This window comes from Sporosarcina ureae DSM 2281 (assembly GCF_000425545.1).
In the GTDB taxonomy this organism is placed as follows: domain Bacteria; phylum Bacillota; class Bacilli; order Bacillales_A; family Planococcaceae; genus Sporosarcina; species Sporosarcina ureae.
This window is the reverse complement of sequence record NZ_AUDQ01000002.1, coordinates 274015-293666: the sequence shown is the minus strand read 5'-3', so window position 1 is coordinate 293666 and position 19652 is coordinate 274015. Positions and strand designations below refer to the sequence as shown.

Genomic DNA, 19652 nt, shown 5'->3' with positions numbered 1-19652 from the left:
GTTCTATCTCTCCCTCTCTGAGTTTATTTTAGTCGATTCATACAACATGCTTAGCTTTTTAGATAGAATCTCTCCGATTTCTGCTAATGGTTCCGGTTGGCACATATCTTTATGACGACAATGAATATCATATACTTCCAACTTGCCATCGATGTAAGGGCCCCATGTATTAGTGGAAATTGGATCAAACCACTCTGGGGTAATAGTCGATCTGAAAAACAAGACATCTCCTTGATATATTTCCGGTTCAAATTCACTTAAGTTTTGAACAGATTGTACATATGTTTCCTTTAAATTAGTAATTGTTTTGTCATCAAGGCTCGCTAACGCACTTCCATCCTTTCTTAACAACTCTATGGCATCTTCGAGCGTAAGTGCATCTCCATTTACGCTTTCAGGATCATAACCTCCCAATGCAAGCAAAGCAATAAGTGCTTCTTCCTCATCTGGAGCATTCTCAATTGGAAGAAAATGATTTGGATACGAATCTAACATAGCAACTAGCGCAACCTTTTCACCCTTTTTCTGTAGTTTTGTCGACATGGCTTGCATGATATTACCTCCGAGTGACCATCCCAGTAAATAGTAAGGACCTCGAGGTTGAACAGATTGCATCTGTTCAACATAATCCTCAGCCATCTCATCTAATGAATGGGGATGATTATCTGGATCGGAAATACCTCGTGCCTGAAGACCGTAAATTGGATAATCTTTGTCCAATTCCTTCATCAGACCTGCGTAACACCAACTAAGTCCGCCAGCCGGATGAACACAGAATAAAGGAGATAAGCTTCCACTTGTTCGAAGTGATAACAAAACCTCTAGCGCACTTGTATTATCAACATTCTCCAATCGTTCTGCCAGACCCGCAACCGTAGGAGACTCAAAGAGACTCCCAATACTTAGGTCAATACCAAATGATTCTTTGATTCGAGTCATTAGCTGGACAGCAAGTAAGGAGTGTCCCCCTAGGTGGAAGAATTCGTCATCAATTCCTACATACGGCAAGTCTAATACTTCCATAAATAGATTACATAATATTTCCTCCTGTGGTGTTCTTGGTCCTTTGTCTGTTACTTCCTCAGAATAATCTGGATCAGGTAAAGCCTTGTAATCTAGCTTCCCATTAGGAGTTAATGGGAATATATCAATCATGATAAATGCGGAAGGTATCATATAATCTGGCAAACGTTTAGTAACCCAACGTCGAATATCAACACCATTTTCACTTGCGTCGGAATTCAATATTATATAAGCAAGCAGTTGATCTCCACTAGAATGGCCCTCACTGCTGACCACGGTTACCTGTTCAATGCTAGGGTGCTCGGATAGCACAGATTCAATTTCCCCTAGCTCAATCCTAAAGCCTCTTATTTTCACCTGTTGATCAGCGCGTCCGATGTAATCTAACATGTCATATTCTTTCCACCGGGCTAAATCACCCGTACGGTACATTCTTGATCCATTTTCAACGAATGGATTTGCCACGAATCGCTCAGCCGTTAAATCTGGTCTTCCTAAATATCCCCTTGCTAATCCTGGACCAGATACATACATTTCTCCAATAACCCCTATTGGTACTGGCTGTAAATATTCATCCAATATATATATATTTAAGTCTTTTATCCCTTGACCGATAATACTATTCGCTCTTAGTGATACAAGAGTTTCATTAATTTTCATATACGTAACGTGTACGGTCGTTTCCGTAATTCCATACATATTAATTAGTTTAGGTGCGTCCTCTGTATGGCGCTTATACCAATCCTCTAGTCGATTAAGTTCAAGCGCTTCTCCCCCAAAAATGACATATCGTAATTGCAGCTGTTTACCTACTTCTTGCTGTTCTCTGTCCGCCTGCATTAATTGATAAAATGCGGAAGGAGTTTGATTCAGGACCGTTACGTTCTCATTCACTACTAGTTGTAAAAACTCATACGGAGAACGGCTCATCTCATACGATACAATAACCAATCTTCCACCATAGAGCAGAGCCCCCCACATTTCCCATACCGAAAAGTCAAACGCATAGGAGTGGAATAAAGTCCATACATCATCCGCATTAAATTGGAACCATTCGTCTGTAGATCCTAGTAGACGATTCACATTTTGATGGGGAATCACTACGCCTTTAGGCAGACCAGTGGAACCCGAAGTATATATAATATATGCCGGATGAAGAGCTTGTAACGGCTCTGTACGCTCTGCATCTATTGGATTCGTATCTTTTTGTTTACTAAGTACTTCCTGTGTATCTTCTGCATCTAAAACAAGTTTTGGCATGGCATGATTATTAGGTAATTTATTTGTATACTCTTCATTTGTAATCGCCATCAAAGGCTTTACGTCCTCTATCATAAAGGTAATTCGTTCACTCGGATAATTAGGGTCAATTGGCACATATGCAGCTCCAGCTTTTATAATACCAAGCATAGCGATTACCATTTCCATTGATCTAGGTAAAGCTAAGACAATATATTGCTCCGGACCAACACCTTGTCCAATTAATAGGTGCGCCAGTTGATTAGCCCTTTCATTCAATGTTTGATATGTCATTTGTTCGTTTTCAAAGATGAGCGCTATATTTTTTGGTTCAAGCATGGCCTGCTTTTCAAATCGTACAGACAAACTAGATTCTTCCTGTTCATCATTCACTTTTACATCTTTGACGAGCTCTTTCTTTTCATTTTGATCTAAAATCTCCAGAAGTCCGATTGGTTGATCCTGATCAAGTACGGCAGATTCTAACAAACGAATCAGTCTATTCACCATCGATTGTATTGTCTCTTCTGTAAACAAGTCTGTACTATACTCAAGGAATCCATCTAATCCTGCCGCATCCCGCGATTCACTTACATTTTCCCGAAACTCTAACGTCATATCGAATTTAGAAGCTCCTACGCTATATAATGACAATTCACTCTTCATTTTAGGTAAATCTAACTTTGGCTCAGGTGTATTTTGTAATGCAAGCATGATTTGGAATAATGGATGCCTTGATCTAGAACGCGGAGGATTCAATTCCTCTACCAATCTTTCAAAAGGTAAATCCTGGTTTTCATACGCATTCAAATTTACCTTTCTCACTCTACCAAGCAACTCCTTAAAGCTCGGATTACCAGATGTATTAGTACGTAATACTAAAGTGTTAATAAACAACCCCACGAGATTTGTCAAAGCATCATCATTTCTTCCAGCTACCGGACTCCCTAAAGGTATATCATATCCTGCCCCAAGACGAGTCAGTAACGCCGTAAGACCAGCTTGCAACGTCATAAATAAACTCACTCCGTTTTGTGCAGAGATATGAAGTAACTTCTGATGAAGACTCGCGTCAATCGTAAAGCGATACGTTTTCCCTAGATAGCTAGACTCCACTGGTCGTGGATAATCTGTCGGCAGTTCTAAATGATCAGGTAAGTCTGCTAAAGTATTTAACCAATAATCAAGCTGTTCTTTAACAAGACTCTCTTGTCCTTGCTTTTCTTCCAATAAATTCTCTTGCCAATATGCATAATCCGCGTATTGTACTGGCAGATTTGGCCAATTTGGCTGTTTACCATTAACGCGGCTCATATATGCCTTCTTCAAATCTTGTGTTAACGGCGTCAAGGACCATCCATCGCCTACGATATGATGTAGTAACAGTACAACAACATGTTCTTCCTCTGCGGTAGAAAAGAGCTCAACTCGAAATGCAGGTTCCTCATCCAATTGGAAGCAATATTTAACAGTATGATTTAATCGACTTGTTAACTCGGATGCTTCTATTTGGTGTACATGTAAATCTGGCTTAACCTTTTCTGGATTTAATACCTCTTGCCTGGCTGTCCCCGCATGTTCGGGAAAAATAGTTCGCAACGGTTCATGTCTTTCTATTACATCGCAGATTGCTTCTTGCAATGCGTTCTTATCTAATTTCCCTGATAATCGAACCACTAGAGGTATATTATATGTAGGGCTTGGTCCTTCTAACTGATATAGGAACCATAATCGACGCTGCGCAAACGATAATGGAATGTCGCCCTTGGACTTGACTCTTTGAACAGGGGGCCTTCCTTTCCGTCCTGCCTCTAACTGTTTAACAAGTCCTACTACAGTCGGTGTTTCAAAGATTTTCCCTATCCCAACTTCCACTTCAAAGACTTCACGAATACGATTCGCTAACTGTACAGCAAGTAATGAATGACCGCCAAGATGGAAGAAACTATCGTCAATTCCCACTTGTGAAACATTTAACACTTGTTTAAATAAATCACAAACTATTACCTCCTGTGGCGTTCTAGGATCCCGACTATCTTTCCCTTTTTCGAATTCTGGAGACGGCAATGCTTTGCGGTCTATTTTCTTATTTGGTGTCAGCGGCAAATCGTCCATTATAATAAAGGTAGAAGGAACCATATAATCAGGAAGTAGTTCTTCCACAGATTGACGTGTTTTAGCTAAATCAATATTCGCTTTCTTTTCTGGCACGAGATAAGCTATTAAACGGTAATCCCCTGGTTGGTCCTCCCTAGCAACAACGACTACTTGATTAACCTCCGAGGTTTTCGCTATGACGGATTCAATTTCTCCAAGCTCTATTCGAAAACCGCGGATTTTCACTTGATGATCTGACCTGCCAATATAATCAAGCTTTCCATCCGCATGCCAACGTGCAATATCGCCTGTTTTGTACATCCTTTCACCTGGATTTCCATATGGATTAGCAATGAAAGTATCTGCTGTTAAATCCGGACGATTAAAATAGCCCTGTGCTAACCCTTTACCTGCAATATATAAATCTCCACTTACCCCTGGAGGGACAGGCTGTAAACCGGCATCTAAAATGAATATTTGTGTATTATCGATAGGATAGCCAACAGAAGGAGTGCCCGTTTTCCCTGTATTTAAAGTGATAGCTGTGGACCAGATTGTCGTTTCTGTTGGTCCATACAAATTTGTCACTTCACAATCTAGCTCATGTAATGATTTTACGAGTTTTTCAGGAACCGCTTCTCCGCCGACCAAGATACGTATTCCACGAAGTACTTCTGGATAGGTCGACACAAGCGCATTCCAGTGTGTGGGTGTTGCCTGCATAATGGAAATATTGCGGTCTTCAATCAATTGTGCTAAAATTGCCGGGTCTTTGTTTGCGTTATTCTTTGCAATCACACAACATGCACCACTAATGAGCGGAAGAAATATTTCCAATGCTGAAATGTCAAAAGAAATTGTCGTGACCGCCAAAAGACGGTCCTTATGACAGAGACCAAGCTTATTTTGCATAGAACAAAGGAAGTTGGTTAATCCTTCGACTGTAACAACAACTCCTTTCGGACGCCCTGTCGATCCGGAAGTATAAATCATGTACGCTGGACTCTTTGGCGCTACTATTCTGTTCGGATAATCTATATCAGCAAAAGCAGTTATTTGATTGCGAACAGCGGGATCATCCAACACGACATGCTCTACATGACTTTCTAGTAATTGAGATTGTATATCCTTATGTGTCAGGATACACATTGGCTGTGCATCCTCCAAAATATAAGAAATTCGCTCAACAGGGTATTCGGGATCAATTGGCAAATACGCTGCTCCCGCTTTTAAAACAGCCAACATTGCAATAACCATGTCTACGGATCGGGGTAAAGCCAAAGCAGCAAACTTACCAGGTCCTAGTCCCTTTTCCTCAAGTACATACGCCAGACAATTAACCCGTTTATTTAATGCTGCATAAGAAAGGCTTTCGTCGTCGAACCTTAAGGCCTCGGCATGCGGTGTACGGGTAACTTGTTTTAAAAATATTTCTTGGACAGACATATAAGACAATTGTTGAGTTGTTTGATTCCAATTATTGATCACATTGTCAAACTCTCCAGGTAAAAGTACCCCTAATTGAGATATTGGCAAATGCGCATCTGCAGCAGCTATATTCTCAATCAAATTTACTAAACGATTTAGATGAAGAGTCACCTCATCCGGTTCATAAATATCAGCATTGGCATCCAAATCTATCCTTATCCCTTTTCCGTCTTGTTGATCATATATATTCAAGGATAGGTCATCAACTGGACCCGTATGGAGCTTGTTTGTCGTTCCTTTACTACCAGCGAAGTTCAATCCATAATCAAATGGCATCATATTTATTTGTGGTCCGAACAAGCGTTGACCATCCCCTAATAACTTCAGATCATGCCGTATATATTCATGACGATAATGCTGATGGGACCGCACTTGCTTCATTTCTTGTTGAACTTGCTCTATCAACTCTATGAAACTCATTTTGGGTTGTATATTCAGTCTTAATGGTAGTAAATTCATCACCATTGCTGGGACCTTTACTGAAGACGTGCCCATACGACACATCATTGGTAAACAAAGCACAATGTCCTCACTACTAGTTAAACGTTGCATATAGACAGCAACAGCTGCTACTATCGTTTCATACCAATTTCCCCCTCTGGAACTAGCTGTTTTCCTTAACCGCTCGATCGTATCTGCTTGCAAATAACTTGTCTTATGGATAATGCGTTTAGATAATCCTAACGATGAACCCTTTAAACTAACAATGTCTGGATGATCCTGGAATCGCCCCATCCAAAACTTACGGTCTTGAATAAATTTATCCGAACGTACATACGATTGATGTTCATCCAATACCTTTTGAAAATCTCCCAACTCATTTCCCTTTATCGTTTCTTGCTTTACTAGGGCTGTATAAATCTGAGCAACACGTTGTACGATTAGAGAAAAACCGAAAGCATCTGCTGCAATATGATGAATACGCAAATACCACAAACTTCGATTCTCGCTTATCTTAAATAGTGCCTGTTTAACAACGACATCTTTAGTTAAATCCAACGGTTTATCTATATCAGATTTCATCCATTTTTTTGCAGATTGATCAGGATCCACTTCTCCAGTAACATCGATAAATTCAAGCGAAAAATCCCTTTTCTCAGGAATATGCTGCCATGGACCATTTTCGTCTGCTCCATATTTAGCATGAATGGAATCTGTCTCTTTCATTACTTGTTCTACAGCCTTCTTAAAATACTCCACATGTAGCTTTCCATTTATGTCAATATACTCCGCTGTATTATAAACAGGGTTATCCGACTCCAATTGCTGCGCATACCAAATTCCAGCTTGCGCACCCGTTAATGACTGATGCTTTGTTAACACGCTAGGCATACAATACACCCTCCTTTATATTTATACGTTCACCATTCGGCTTTCCATTAAATCACGCCATTCAGCTAATGTTTTTCTCTCCACTAAGTCCATAAAGCTTACTTCCAGACCTTGTTGTCGCCATGCTTCAACTAAACTCATAAGTCCAATAGAATCCAGCCCCATATAAAATAAGTCGTCTGTGTCTGATAGATCCTTCCCTTGTATATCCAGTAAGCAGGCAACTTGCTCATGAATTGTTTCAAATGTAAGGGATTCATTTTCGCTATTTTCTGTACCTTTCGACAGTACTTTGATTAATTCATCTGTAGACGTCGTAACACCGCAACGTTTGGCCGCATAATCCAATGCCATTTTATGTTCATCATACGAAAAGTCAGCAACCGCATCTGCTACGAGGAAAGGCTGTATATCATACATGAATGCCTCTGCAGCCGTCATTAAACATCCTATATGGGCATAAACTCCACAAATAATTAGTTGGTCACGCCCTTGCTTTTCTAATATATTCAAGAAATCTGATTTTTTAAACGCGCTATAACGCCATTTAGTTAACATTAAATCATTTGAATCTGGTGCTAAATCTTTAATAATCCCTGTTTGAGCTGGATCATCGGATAATCCTTTTCCCCAAAAGTCAGTTAGGAGTGCCCGATCTGCCTCGTTCTGATTCCCTGGTTGCGCTGTATAAGCAACTGGAATCCCTTGCTTTTTGCACTGCTCTTTCAATTTTGCGATATTATGAATCAATTCGGTTATCGGTGATTGTTCTGTATCATAGAAGTTCAAAAAATAATTCTGCATATCATGTATGAGCAGAACTGCCCTCTCCGGATCCACCTGCCACGACACTTTATTTGTTGGATAAATAGATATATTCGGCATTTGATAAGATGGAATAGTAGGAATTCCCATGTAATCACGTCCATTTCGTTTATTTTATTTATAGGTAGGCGATAGTTTCTTTGTAATCATTTCACGTAATGCTTTTTTACTGACCTTTCCAAAAGATGTTTGTGGAAAGGTATCCACTATTTCAACACGGTCAGGAATCTTAAAATCCGCTATCCCTCTTTTTATTAGAAAATCCTTCATTTCAACTTTAGTTATCATCCCTTCATAAGGGATAACAAACGCACATGACCTCTCTCCAAGAAATTGATCCGGCATAGAGACGACTGCAACATCAAACACATTAGGATGTGAAGCAATATGATCTTCCATTTCCTCTGCCGCTATCTTTTCACCTCCACGATTTATCTGGTCCTTAATACGACCTTCTACGACAATATTTCCCGCTTCGTCTAAGCTAACTAAATCACCTGTGCGATAAAATCCATTCAATGTAAATGCTTTAGCATTATGCTGTTCCGCCTTATAGTATCCGCGAATAGTATATGGGCCCCTAGTTAACAATTCCCCTACTTCACCTAGTTCAACTTCGCGATCCTCTTCGTCAACTACACGAATCTCATCATAGGGTGACATCGGTCGTCCCTGCGTGTTAATAATAGTCTCTTCTGGATCATCTAATCTTGTGTAATTAACCAACCCTTCAGCCATTCCATACACTTGTTGCAGCTTACATCCAAAGGCTTGTTGCATACGTTTAGCTATTTCAGCATTGAAATGCGCTCCGCCTACTTGAATGATTTCTAAACTAGTGAAATCATTTGAACGTGTCTTCAATGCTTCCAACCAAATAATGGCTATAGGTGGAACAAGTGCTACAATCGTTACTTTTTCTTTTTCGATTATAGGGAAAGCCTCGTCTGGACTTGATCTTGTTGCCAGCACAATCCTTGCGCCTGCATAAAGTGAACCGAGCACTCCCGGTGAACTCAAAGGGTAATTATGCGCGATTGCTAAAACTGCAAGGTAGACACTATTCTCATCCATTCTACATATTTCATTACTCTTACGAAGACTATAAATATACTCATCATGTGTTCGTGGAATTAATTTAGATAACCCTGTACTTCCACCAGATAATTGTAAAAATGCGATGTCATTTGAATAAACATTAGGCTGAATATACTCTTCTTCCAAATAAAGATCTGCTAACTGTTCCAACTCTTCAGATGCACCAAGTGTAATGATATGCTCTAAAGTACTTGACTCACGCTGAATGGTCTTAGCCATTTCATGATAATGATATCCAGAAAAGTTTTCCGGCATTATATAAGCCTTTGCCTCGGTCAACTCACAAAAATACTGTATTTCACTATATCGGTGCGACGGCAAAGCAAATACTGGCAACACTCCTAATCGGAACAAGGCAAAACAAACCTCAAAGAACTCAACTGTATTTGGAATTTGAATGACTACTCTATCTTCTTTTTTAAAACCAAGTTTTTGAAACCCGGAAGCAAGTTGATCCACTCTTTTATCCAAAGTTTCATAACTTACTTGTTTTCCCCCATCAGTTATTGCAATCTTATTACCGTGCTTTTCTGCTCTTACTCGAAGCATCTGTCCAAATGTTTCTCCACGCCAACAATCCTTTTCACGATAAAATGCAGCTATTTCATCGGGCCATGGTTGACACCCTTCCATAAGTATTCCTCCCTGTTTACTAAGTTTTTGACATATCTATGCCCTATTGTTTTTCAATACCCATAGCATCCAGCATTGTTTTAAACTTCGCTCCCGTCTCAATCAATTCTTCCTCGGGAATGGAACCAGCAACTACACCTGCACCCGCAAATAATCGTATATCGTTTTCTTCAACTTCCGCACAACGAATCGTGACTATCCATTCTCCATTTCCATTTTCATCACACCAGCCGACCATTCCAGCAAAAAAACCTCTATTAAACGGCTCAATCTCATAAATGGCTTCACGTGCTAACTCTGTCGGATGTCCACATACCGCCGGTGTAGGATGTAACGCAATACCTAATTCTAAAGAAGATGTTTCCGCCTGTTTTAATGTTCCATATATTTCTGTTGACAGATGCCACATTGCTTCTGTCTTAATTAATGACGGTATTTCTGGAACATCCATCGATTCACAAAAAGGAGCTAATGATTCTTTTACCATATCGACAACCACTGCGTGTTCATATAAATCTTTTTCAGATTCCAACAGTTCTAACGCTCTACGCTGATCTTCTTTTGGATCATCACTTCGAGGTCTCGAGCCTGCTAATGGATTTGCGAATAAAGTTGAATCGTTTTTAGATACAAGCAATTCTGGACTAGCACCAATTAATATACGTTTCCCATTTGTTAATACCGTTTCCTTATTTCTAATCGTATTAACGTCTGATATATCAACAGCAAATGTGTATCCTTGCTTATTATGATGTTCCAACCTTTTTAAAATCTGTTTTACATCAATTTGCTCTTTCGTTTTAAAATTCAAAGCTCTAGAAACAACTATTTTATCTAGTTGTCCCGACGAAATCTTATCTAGGCCTTGATTTACACCTCTCATATATTCTGCTGGCGCCGGAATATATTGAATTTCACACGGCTGCAAAGATATATTTTCCGGTTGGCCACTATCTTTTACCAATGTGGAAGATACTTTTACTTCCTCAGGTATGATCATTTTTGCAGCTTCTGAGTAATCAAACGGAACTGCACCTACAACGATCGGATGCGGATGTCCTGCCCGTTTCGCCTGTTCAAATGCCTCTTCCACTCTAACCGGTAAACTATATATTTGATTTTTAGTTTTCCGTGTCTCCTTTACAACTGAGAAAACGCCTTTCCCCATAATCGTTCGCTTTGACGATGATAAAAAGAAATCTCCTAATTCATATTCATCTAAAATCGACTTTACCTTTGACATACTCACTTTACTCATATTTCTGTTTCCTCCTCGTTAAACACCTAGTGTGGCTCCACCATCAACAACCATATCGTGCATGGTGATATGTGATGCATCATCTGACGCAAAAAATAATACTGAGTTCGCAATATCGGATGGTGTTCCAATTTTACCAAGTGGAATACCAACTCGATAAACCTCAGATTGTCCATCTATCGTTTCTATTTCTCCCTCTTCATTACTCCAAAGTTTTCTTAGCATTTTTGTATCAGTAGATCCAGGCGAAATAACATTACAGCGTATATTATGCTTCGCAAGTTCCAGACCAAGACATTTTGTGAACATAGTTGCTGCCGCCTTTGAAGCTCCATAGGCCGCCATTCCAATTCTAGGAATGTGGCTAGCGTTGGAACTTACCGTAATAATCGATCCCTTTTTACGTGGAATCATTTGCCTACTGACTATTTTAGACATACAGAATACACCCGTTGCATTAACAGAAAAACTTGCATCCCAATCCGCCTCATCCAAGTCGTCTATTAAATCTAACTTCAGTACTCCTGCCACATTCACCAATATATCTATCGATCCAAGCTTAGACTCAACAGTAGAAATAACTTCTTCTACGATCATTGAGTCTGTTACATCTGCAGGAAAAGCTGTAATTGGATATCCTCTTTCTTGCATCTTTTTAATGCCTTTAACTAATTCATCTTTGTCCTTATCGATCGCCGCTATCACCGCTCCATGTTCAGCTAACCGCTCTACTATTAATCGGCCTATACCTCCGGATGCACCCGTGACAACAGCTATTTTACCTTCTAATTCGCGCTCTCTCATCGTCCCATTCCTTTCGACTTAATGAGTTCCAATTGATATTGATACTGATAATCATTATCAATTGATAACTTCATGCTAGTTTAATTAAAGACAATAATCAAGGCGTTTTTGAGTTTTAAGAATTAAGTCCTATATTTATTTTTTTGAAATAGGTAATGTTTTTTGTATCTTTTAATTATATAAAGTTACTTTAAAACAACTCCAAATAGTCAATTTTCTCAGTAGCTAAAGCCTTATTCACCTGTAGACCACCGCTACATTGCCGGTATACAACTCCCCAAACGCAATGATGAAAAAAATAATAAGCATAAACAAAAAAAGCTTTCCGAAAGTAAATATACCTAGCTCTTTGGCTCGATACCCTTTCAGTCTGCTTTTCATTTCACGTTATCGTATTTTTTCACTTTTAGATGTTTTTTTGAATATATTCATGGACTGTTAGTTACCAGTCCATATTTTTTTCATTTACGAAGGCATAACCCGGTTGTCAGGGCACCTCAACATTATGCACACATTGTAAAGGAGCTAAGATCCGAAGATGCAATTATCACTGGAAAGATATTCCAGGACGTTTGAATGAAAATAAAATAAGCGTTAAATTTGAGTATAGAATGTAATTTATTTGAAAAATTTTCACGTTTAAGTGTTGCTAATTTCATTCAAAACAAAAAGCACCGTAAACATTGGCTTAACAATGTTTACGGTGCTTTTTTGGTTCTTCTCTAGATATTACTTTATTACGTCCCAGGAGGGATTCGAACCCCCGACCGATGCCTTAGAAGGGCATTGCTCTATCCAGCTGAGCTACTGAGACAAACACCTGCAACCACAGGCACAAGAACTATTATATGCATAATCCAAAGATAAGTCAACACTATTTCATAAAACTATTTATTAAATATAATTTGGTCTATTAAGTCGTGGTTCATGCCATAAAAACTCACAGTATAAACATCGTCGATTTCGATGACTGCGTATGTCGCTACCCTACCGCCACGTGGTTGAGTCGTGCTTCCCGGATTAACAAACAATACACCTTTGATCATCTCCGCCCCGTATAAATGGGAATGTCCGAATAACGCAATGGTTGCTTGTTGCTCAGCTGCTGCGTAAGAAAGGGTGAGCATAGAGCGCTTAACGTCGTGTTCATGGCCGTGGACAATGAATACAGTCTCATTGCCCACTTTCTGTACAATGGTTGCTGGAAATTGCTCGTCGCGGTCACAGTTACCACGAACAATATGGACTCCATTAAGCAATGGATCTTTTGCCGATAACTCACTGTCGCCACAATGGAATATTTCGTCTGCTTGCAATGATTTTATCAGCTTTACTGTATTCAAGTCGCCATGTGAATCACTTAAAATAAGTAGCTTCATTTCATTTCACCTATCCGTGTAAGAAATTCTGGTAGTTGTTTTTTTAGTTGAGCTAAAGCTGCACCGCGATGAGAGATAACATTTTTCTCTTCTGCAGATAATTCTGCCATCGTTTTCCCTCTACTAGGTACATAAAATATTGGATCATAGCCGAATCCATTCGTTCCTTGTCGTTGATCTGTAATGATACCTTCACAGCTGCCAGAATAAGTAGTTGTCCCGATACCAGGACCGGCAATCGCTAGAACACACCGAAATCGAGCTTGACGCGCCGTTTCAGGCACTTCCACAAGATTAGCTAGCAACTTATCGATATTCTCTTCATCGTCCGATGGCTCACCTGCATAGCGTGCAGAGTAGACACCTGGCTCGCCATTTAGTACATCGACTTCCAGCCCGCTGTCATCGGCAATTACTACTTTCCCCAATAAATTTGCAACAGTCTCTGCTTTTAGTACGGCATTTTCAACGAAAGTGGTACCCGTTTCTTCTACATCAATCGATTCTTCGATATCTTGCAATGTCAGCACATTGATTCCTAAAGGGCGAAAGAGAACTTCAAAGTCTTTCGCCTTGCCTTTATTATTCGTCGCGATTAATACTTCCTTCATTGCGCTTCGCCTACCTGTTGTCCAATCTTATCCGCCAACTCGCCTAATACTTCTTTTTGAATTGCAATCAATTGTTCGATTCCCGATTCAGCCAACGTCAATAAATCATTCATTTCCGCGCGAGAAAAAGTAGCTTCTTCGCCTGTCCCTTGCAGTTCCACGAATTGGCCTTGTCCTGTCATCACCACATTCATATCCACGTCAGCAGAAGAATCTTCTACGTAGTCAAGATCCGTGATCAATTGACCGTCAGCCAGTTTCCCTACACTTGTAGCAGCTAGGAAGTCACGAACCGGGAATACGGGTAGCTTCTTTTCGATTTGTAATTTATTCGCAGCGATGACCAATGCAACAAATGCACCTGTAATGGAAGACGTTCGCGTTCCACCATCTGCCTGAATGACATCACAGTCAATCCAAATCGTACGCTCCCCAATAGCATCTAAATCAACGACTGCACGCAAAGCTCGTCCGATCAAACGCTGGATTTCCATCGTACGACCACCTACTTTACCGCGGGAAGATTCTCGGATGGTCCGTTGTCCTGTTGCGCGTGGCAACATGGAATATTCAGCAGAGATCCATCCTTTTCCACTATTACGCATAAATGGCGGTACACGATCTTCAATCGTCGCTGTACAAATCACTTTCGTATTTCCAACTGAAATCAGTACGGAACCTTCTGGGTGAATCAAATAATCCTTCTCAATTGTTACTGTACGAATATCTTCTGTTGCTCTTCCATCATGTCGCATGCAATATCCTCCATTTTGATCCATTTATTTAGTGTGAACAGTTCTTCAAGTTTACGTTCAATCTATCTTATCATATTCACAGCAAAAAACCCGAAAACAACGTACTGTTTTCGGGTACTGCAATACTTGTTATAAAGTCAGCTTGCGTACATCTGCCTGCGGAATGGCAAGCCAATCTTCAACGATGACTTGAAACTTTTCCATTGAGCCTGTTGTGTAAAATATTGGCTCTTCCGCCGAAATAGATAGTAATTGCTTCGCTTCAAGAATCCGTTCAACATCAATCACAGTCTCCGCTGCTGAAGAAATAACATTTTTTTGATTGGAGAAATGCGCTTCTATATGTTCTTGTAATAATGGATAATGCGTACAACCAAGAATTACAGAATCAAACGGATAGTTATGCAACGGAAGTAACGTCCGGTTGACTATATCCCTTGCTGCCTGTGTACGGTATTCTCCATTTTCAACGATTGGCACAAATTCCGGACACGCGAGTGAATGGACTTTGGCTTCCGGTTTTAATGCTTGTATCGCTAGATCATATGCTTTACTTTTCACAGTGCCTTCTGTACCTAGCACAGCAATTTCGTCTGTTCGCGATGCATTGATAGCCGCCCTGGCTCCTGGTTCAATAACACCGACAACAGGAAAATCAAATTGCTTTCGTACTTCTTCTAGCGCGATAGCAGTCGCGGTGTTACACGCAATAACGAGCATTTTTATACCCATTTGCGCCAAACTGTTGACCATGTCCATTGTAAATCGCAACACTTCTTCCGCAGGCCGAGGACCATACGGACAACGTGCATCATCGCCAATGTAAATAATAGGTTCATTCGGTAGGTAGTTGCGTAACTCTCTTACAACTGTCAGTCCGCCAACTCCCGAATCAATTACTCCAATAGGTGCGTTCAATGTAATCCCTCAATCTCTTGTCATCTGTTCATGTAGTGTAGCCAGCAATTCTGAAAACTGCTGAATTTCCTGCTCATTAGAATTCACAAGGACATCTTGCAAATACTCTTGTCTCTTCTGTATGACCTCTTCAATAATCCGTATACCTTCAGGTAATAAATGAACACGGACAACCCGACGATCCTTATCATCTCGCACACGTCTCACTAGTTGACTATTTTCCATTCGGTCTACTAAATCAGTCGTGGTGCTAAATGCTAGGAACATTCTATTGGATAGATCTCCAATGGTCATATCACCATGTTCTAGCAACCATTGAAGAGCGCTGAATTGAGGAGGCGTAATGGTAGAATTCTTTAATATTTTTCGACCTTGTTCCTTGATGATGGACGCAATGTATCGCAAGTCTTTTTCCATCTTTACGATATCAGTTGGTACGTTTTGTTGTTCATTCAACAAAAAATCAGCTCCCTGAAATGAGTCCTATCTTTTCATTGTACCGTTTTCGTTGATGAACGCAACAATTTTTCCTTCGTTTTATGCTAGAGAAGAAGTAATTGACACCGATTGCACAAAATTGGTCTACTATCCTAAGCTGGGCATCATTTTTAGTTCAGCCGTAACTCTCCCAATCGCAATAATTCAACGATCGCTTGTGCTCTGCCTGATACACCCAGTTTTTGAATCGTATTTGAAATGTGATTTCGTACGGTTTTCTCACTAATCGTCAGTTGTCCAGCAATTTCTTTTGTTGTAAAATCATCTACCAGCAAAGTGAAAATTTGTCGTTCCCGATTTGTTAATAAAGAACGGTTTTGCATTTCATCCAAGATGCGCCCCTCCTCTTTACGCTTTCCCCATAGGATATGTAAGCATAAGGGCGTCTGTGTAGGCTTTTACGAGTTTTCTAGGAACATCCTCTTCTCTTCTTCTGTCCATGCCACGGGTCTTCCATCAGCTTTACCAATTTGAACGATAGCACCCCTACCTGTAAAGGCGATTTCATTACGTTCATTCTTAGCCATATAATGCAGATCAACTGAACTCGTACCCATAGAACTGGCTTTCACGTGGATTTGTAGCTTTTCGTCAAAGTATACTTGCTTAGCGAAATCGCATTGTAAATCCGCTACTATGGGAATAGTTGTGCCTTTTGGATCGATCCACTTTGCCATATGGTTTAGATGTTTCAAATATTCAATTCTGGCATACTCAAAATATGCAAATACCTTTGTGTTGTTCAGATGCCCATACATATCCGTCTCTGAAAAACGTACTGAAACGTCCGCATGAAAATGAAATCCTTCTATCCATTCCTCTATATTATCAATATAACTTTCTCTCATTCACTCACACTCCTTCATAATGAATAAATATTCATTACTTTATTATATCAAAATACGAATTGACGTCAAATATATCCATCACACTACTGTTAGCGCAAATACAATGGAATACTAGGAAAGGGTTGTAGGTAAAATTGCTTTCTAAAGGAGCAACATTAAACTTCTTTGTCTATTCCTCAACTCCTGCTTCCTATCATAGTCTGAAGGCAGTAAACATCAAAAAAGCTGTCCTAGAAAGTCATAGACTTCCTGGACAGCTTGCTTTATAGAAATTAATCTACTTGGTGGTCACTTCCGAAGAAGTTCTTGAACATTTGGATTGTTGTGGCTCTACCGATTGCACCGATAGAAGTGGTTAGCGGAATACCTTTAGGACAAGCAACTACACAGTTTTGTGAGTTACCGCACTCAGTGATTCCTCCGTCTCCCATAACAGTAGCCAAACGCTCATCTTTGTTCATTGAACCAGTCGGATGTGCGTTGAATAGACGCACTTGTGACATCAATGCAGGACCCATGAAATTCGTCTTGTCGTTTACGTTTGGACAAGCTTCTAAACATACACCGCAAGTCATACATTTAGACAGTTCGTATGCCCATTGACGCTTACGTTCAGGCATACGAGGACCTTCACCAAGGTCATACGTACCATCGATCGGAACCCATGCTTTGATACGCTTTAACGAATCGAACATGAATTCACGGTCAACAACCAAGTCACGAACGACCGGGAATGTGCGCATAGGCTCAAGTTTAATCGGTTGTGTTAACTGATCAACCAGCGCAGTACATGACTGACGAGGGCGACCGTTTATTACCATTGAACATGCACCACAAACTTCTTCCAAACAGTTCATATCCCAGTTAATAGGAGTTGTTTTCTCACCTTTAGCATTTACTGGGTTACGTCTGATTTCCATTAGAGCCGAAATTACGTTCATATTCGGGCGATATGGAACTTCAAATCTTTCAACATAAGGGCTTGAAGTGGCAGTATCTTGACGATGAATGTCAAATACGACAGTTTTTGTAGCAGTTGCAGTTTGTTGTTCGCTCACTTTTGTCAATCTCCTTTCTTCGCTGAGTAATCACGGATACGTGGAGGAATAAGAGATGTATCTACATCTTCATACGAAATAATTGGTGCAGAAACTCCGTCAAATTCCGCAATTGTTGTTTTCAAGAAGTTCTCATCGTCACGATTCGGGAAGTCTGGCTTATAGTGCGCGCCACGGCTCTCATCACGATTCAATGCACCTAAAGTGATTACACGTGCTAGATAAAGCATGTTTTTCAACTGGCGTGTAAACATAGCTCCTTGGTTTGACCATTGCTGTGTATCCGTAATATTAATATTTTCATAACGCTCAAGTAACTCGACAATTTTCTCGTCTGTTTGCTTCAATTTATCATTGAAACGAACAACCGTTACGTTGTCAGTCATCCATTCGCCTAGCTCTCTGTGAAGTACGTACGCATTCTCTGTACCGTTCATCTTGAGAGTATCTTCCCATTTCTGTTGCTCTTCTTTCACTGCATCTTCGAAGATCGTTGCTGGCAGTTCATCAGCTGTTCGCTTCAAGTGCTTCATGTAATCAATTGCGTACGGTCCTGCGACCATACCACCATAGATTGCAGATAGTAATGAGTTCGCTCCTAAACGGTTTGCACCGTGTTGTGAGAAGTCACATTCCCCTGCTGCGAATAGGCCCGGAATACTTGTTTGCTGATGATCATCTACCCATAGTCCACCCATTGAATAGTGAACAGCCGGGAAGATTTTCATTGGCAATTTACGTGGATCATCTCCTGTGAACTTTTCATAAATCTCGATGATTCCACCAAGTTTGATGTCAAGTTCTTTAGGGTCCTTGTGGGATAGGTCCAAGTACACCATGTTTTCTCCGTTGATACCTAGTTTTTGGTTTACGCACACGTCAAAGATTTCACGTGTTGCGATGTCCCGTGGAACTAAGTTACCGTAGTCCGGATATTTCTCTTCCAAGAAGTACCAAGGTTTACCGTCTTTATATGTCCAAATACGTCCACCTTCACCACGTGCTGATTCACTCATGAGACGAAGTTTGTCGTCTCCAGGAATTGCTGTCGGGTGGATTTGAATGAATTCACCATTTGCATATTTTGCACCTTGCTGATATACGATCGATGCTGCAGAACCTGTATTGATTACAGAGTTTGTAGACTTACCGAAGATAATACCAGGGCCGCCTGTTGCCATGATGACAGCATCCGCCTTGAATGCTTGAATTTCCATTGTCTTCATGTTTTGCGCTTTAATACCGCGGCACGTTCCCTCTTCATCTTTGATGATTCCAAGGAATTCCCAGTGCTCATATTTTTGTACTAATCCAGCTACCTCATGTGAACGCACTTGTTCATCAAGAGCATAAAGCAACTGTTGTCCAGTTGTCGCACCTGCATACGCTGTACGGTGGTGAAGTGTACCACCGAAACGACGGAAATCCAACAGACCTTCTGGCGTACGGTTAAACATAACGCCCATACGGTCCAATAAGTGGATGATTCCAGGAGCTGCTGCCGTCATTGCTTGTACTGGTTTTTGATTCGCTAGGAAGTCTCCACCGTAAACTGTATCATCGAAGTGAATGTCGACCGAGTCGCCTTCACCTTTCGTGTTTACAGCACCGTTAATGCCACCTTGGGCACATACGGAGTGGGAACGTTTTACTGGTACTAGCGAGAACAAGTCAACCGGTACACCAGCTTCTGCTGATTTGATGGTAGCCATTAGTCCAGCTAGTCCTCCACCGACGACAATCAATCTGCCTTTTGCCATTATTGTGTCACTCCTCAATTATACGTAA

Annotated in this window: 14 protein-coding genes and 1 tRNA gene; all 15 read right to left on the bottom strand. The window is 40.5% G+C overall.

All coding sequences use genetic code 11. From position 1 onward, the window contains the following. Positions 1 to 3: 3 nt before the first annotated feature. The gene (locus tag H605_RS0103760; protein ID WP_029052976.1) at positions 4 to 7179 is read right to left on the bottom strand and encodes an amino acid adenylation domain-containing protein; all 7176 of its coding nucleotides are present in this window, start codon (positions 7177 to 7179) and stop codon (positions 4 to 6) included. Between the two features lie 21 nt (positions 7180 to 7200). Beyond that, positions 7201 to 8094 carry an isochorismatase gene (locus H605_RS0103755; protein WP_029052975.1) on the bottom strand — a complete coding sequence of 298 codons (894 nt, stop codon included), beginning with the start codon at positions 8092 to 8094 and terminating at the stop codon, positions 7201 to 7203. Between the two features lie 24 nt (positions 8095 to 8118). Beyond that, the gene (locus H605_RS0103750) at positions 8119 to 9735 is read right to left on the bottom strand and encodes a (2,3-dihydroxybenzoyl)adenylate synthase (RefSeq protein WP_037561531.1); all 1617 of its coding nucleotides are present in this window, start codon (positions 9733 to 9735) and stop codon (positions 8119 to 8121) included. 43 nt (positions 9736 to 9778) lie between these two features. Next, on the bottom strand, positions 9779 to 10993 hold the full coding sequence (gene dhbC / locus H605_RS0103745; RefSeq protein WP_029052973.1) for an isochorismate synthase DhbC: 1215 nt from the start codon (positions 10991 to 10993) through the stop codon (positions 9779 to 9781). Positions 10994 to 11011: 18 nt separating this feature from the next. Continuing rightward, the gene (locus H605_RS0103740; protein WP_029052972.1) at positions 11012 to 11797 is read right to left on the bottom strand and encodes a 2,3-dihydro-2,3-dihydroxybenzoate dehydrogenase; all 786 of its coding nucleotides are present in this window, start codon (positions 11795 to 11797) and stop codon (positions 11012 to 11014) included. Between the two features lie 740 nt (positions 11798 to 12537). Beyond that, a tRNA-Arg gene (locus tag H605_RS0103735) sits at positions 12538 to 12611 on the bottom strand. Between the two features lie 73 nt (positions 12612 to 12684). After that, positions 12685 to 13176, bottom strand: coding sequence for a metallophosphoesterase (locus tag H605_RS0103730; RefSeq protein ID WP_029052971.1), 492 nt, complete (start codon positions 13174 to 13176; stop codon positions 12685 to 12687). After that, positions 13173 to 13787 carry an XTP/dITP diphosphatase gene (locus H605_RS0103725; protein WP_029052970.1) on the bottom strand — a complete coding sequence of 205 codons (615 nt, stop codon included), beginning with the start codon at positions 13785 to 13787 and terminating at the stop codon, positions 13173 to 13175. The genes H605_RS0103730 and H605_RS0103725 overlap by 4 nt, the downstream gene beginning before the upstream one ends. After that, positions 13784 to 14542, bottom strand: coding sequence for a ribonuclease PH (rph, locus tag H605_RS0103720; RefSeq protein WP_029052969.1), 759 nt, complete (start codon positions 14540 to 14542; stop codon positions 13784 to 13786). Before rph ends, H605_RS0103725 begins: the two co-directional genes overlap by 4 nt. Positions 14543 to 14671: 129 nt before the next feature. After that, the gene (gene racE, locus H605_RS0103715) at positions 14672 to 15460 is read right to left on the bottom strand and encodes a glutamate racemase (RefSeq protein WP_029052968.1); all 789 of its coding nucleotides are present in this window, start codon (positions 15458 to 15460) and stop codon (positions 14672 to 14674) included. Between the two features lie 9 nt (positions 15461 to 15469). Beyond that, positions 15470 to 15877 carry a MarR family winged helix-turn-helix transcriptional regulator gene (locus tag H605_RS0103710; RefSeq protein WP_051210458.1) on the bottom strand — a complete coding sequence of 136 codons (408 nt, stop codon included), beginning with the start codon at positions 15875 to 15877 and terminating at the stop codon, positions 15470 to 15472. Between the two features lie 191 nt (positions 15878 to 16068). Further along, complete coding sequence (locus tag H605_RS0103705) at positions 16069 to 16281, bottom strand: helix-turn-helix domain-containing protein (protein ID WP_037561560.1); 213 nt, start codon at positions 16279 to 16281, stop codon at positions 16069 to 16071. Between the two features lie 75 nt (positions 16282 to 16356). Next, entirely contained in the window at positions 16357 to 16806 is a 450-nt protein-coding gene (locus tag H605_RS0103700) for an acyl-CoA thioesterase (protein ID WP_029052965.1), read from the bottom strand. A gap of 272 nt (positions 16807 to 17078) precedes the next feature. Continuing rightward, complete coding sequence (sdhB, locus tag H605_RS0103695) at positions 17079 to 17873, bottom strand: succinate dehydrogenase iron-sulfur subunit (RefSeq protein WP_198040331.1); 795 nt, start codon at positions 17871 to 17873, stop codon at positions 17079 to 17081. After that, positions 17870 to 19624, bottom strand: a complete 1755-nt coding sequence (gene sdhA / locus H605_RS0103690; protein WP_029052963.1) for a succinate dehydrogenase flavoprotein subunit — start codon at positions 19622 to 19624, stop codon at positions 17870 to 17872. Before sdhA ends, sdhB begins: the two co-directional genes overlap by 4 nt. Between the last annotated feature and the right edge of the window lie 28 nt (positions 19625 to 19652).

What these genes read in the sequence shown, in the direction of transcription:
- H605_RS0103760 (WP_029052976.1), bottom strand. Translation starts at nt 7,179, where the DNA reads ATGCCTAGCGTGTTAACAAAGCATCAGTCATTAACGGGTGCGCAAGCT.
- H605_RS0103755 (WP_029052975.1), bottom strand. Translation starts at nt 8,094, where the DNA reads ATGGGAATTCCTACTATTCCATCTTATCAAATGCCGAATATATCTATT.
- H605_RS0103750 (WP_037561531.1), bottom strand. Translation starts at nt 9,735, where the DNA reads ATGGAAGGGTGTCAACCATGGCCCGATGAAATAGCTGCATTTTATCGT.
- dhbC (WP_029052973.1), bottom strand. Translation starts at nt 10,993, where the DNA reads ATGAGTAAAGTGAGTATGTCAAAGGTAAAGTCGATTTTAGATGAATAT.
- H605_RS0103740 (WP_029052972.1), bottom strand. Translation starts at nt 11,797, where the DNA reads ATGAGAGAGCGCGAATTAGAAGGTAAAATAGCTGTTGTCACGGGTGCA.
- H605_RS0103730 (WP_029052971.1), bottom strand. Translation starts at nt 13,176, where the DNA reads ATGAAGCTACTTATTTTAAGTGATTCACATGGCGACTTGAATACAGTA.
- H605_RS0103725 (WP_029052970.1), bottom strand. Translation starts at nt 13,787, where the DNA reads ATGAAGGAAGTATTAATCGCGACGAATAATAAAGGCAAGGCGAAAGAC.
- rph (WP_029052969.1), bottom strand. Translation starts at nt 14,542, where the DNA reads ATGCGACATGATGGAAGAGCAACAGAAGATATTCGTACAGTAACAATT.
- H605_RS0103710 (WP_051210458.1), bottom strand. Translation starts at nt 15,877, where the DNA reads ATGGAAAAAGACTTGCGATACATTGCGTCCATCATCAAGGAACAAGGT.
- H605_RS0103705 (WP_037561560.1), bottom strand. Translation starts at nt 16,281, where the DNA reads ATGCAAAACCGTTCTTTATTAACAAATCGGGAACGACAAATTTTCACT.
- H605_RS0103700 (WP_029052965.1), bottom strand. Translation starts at nt 16,806, where the DNA reads ATGAGAGAAAGTTATATTGATAATATAGAGGAATGGATAGAAGGATTT.
- sdhA (WP_029052963.1), bottom strand. Translation starts at nt 19,624, where the DNA reads ATGGCAAAAGGCAGATTGATTGTCGTCGGTGGAGGACTAGCTGGACTA.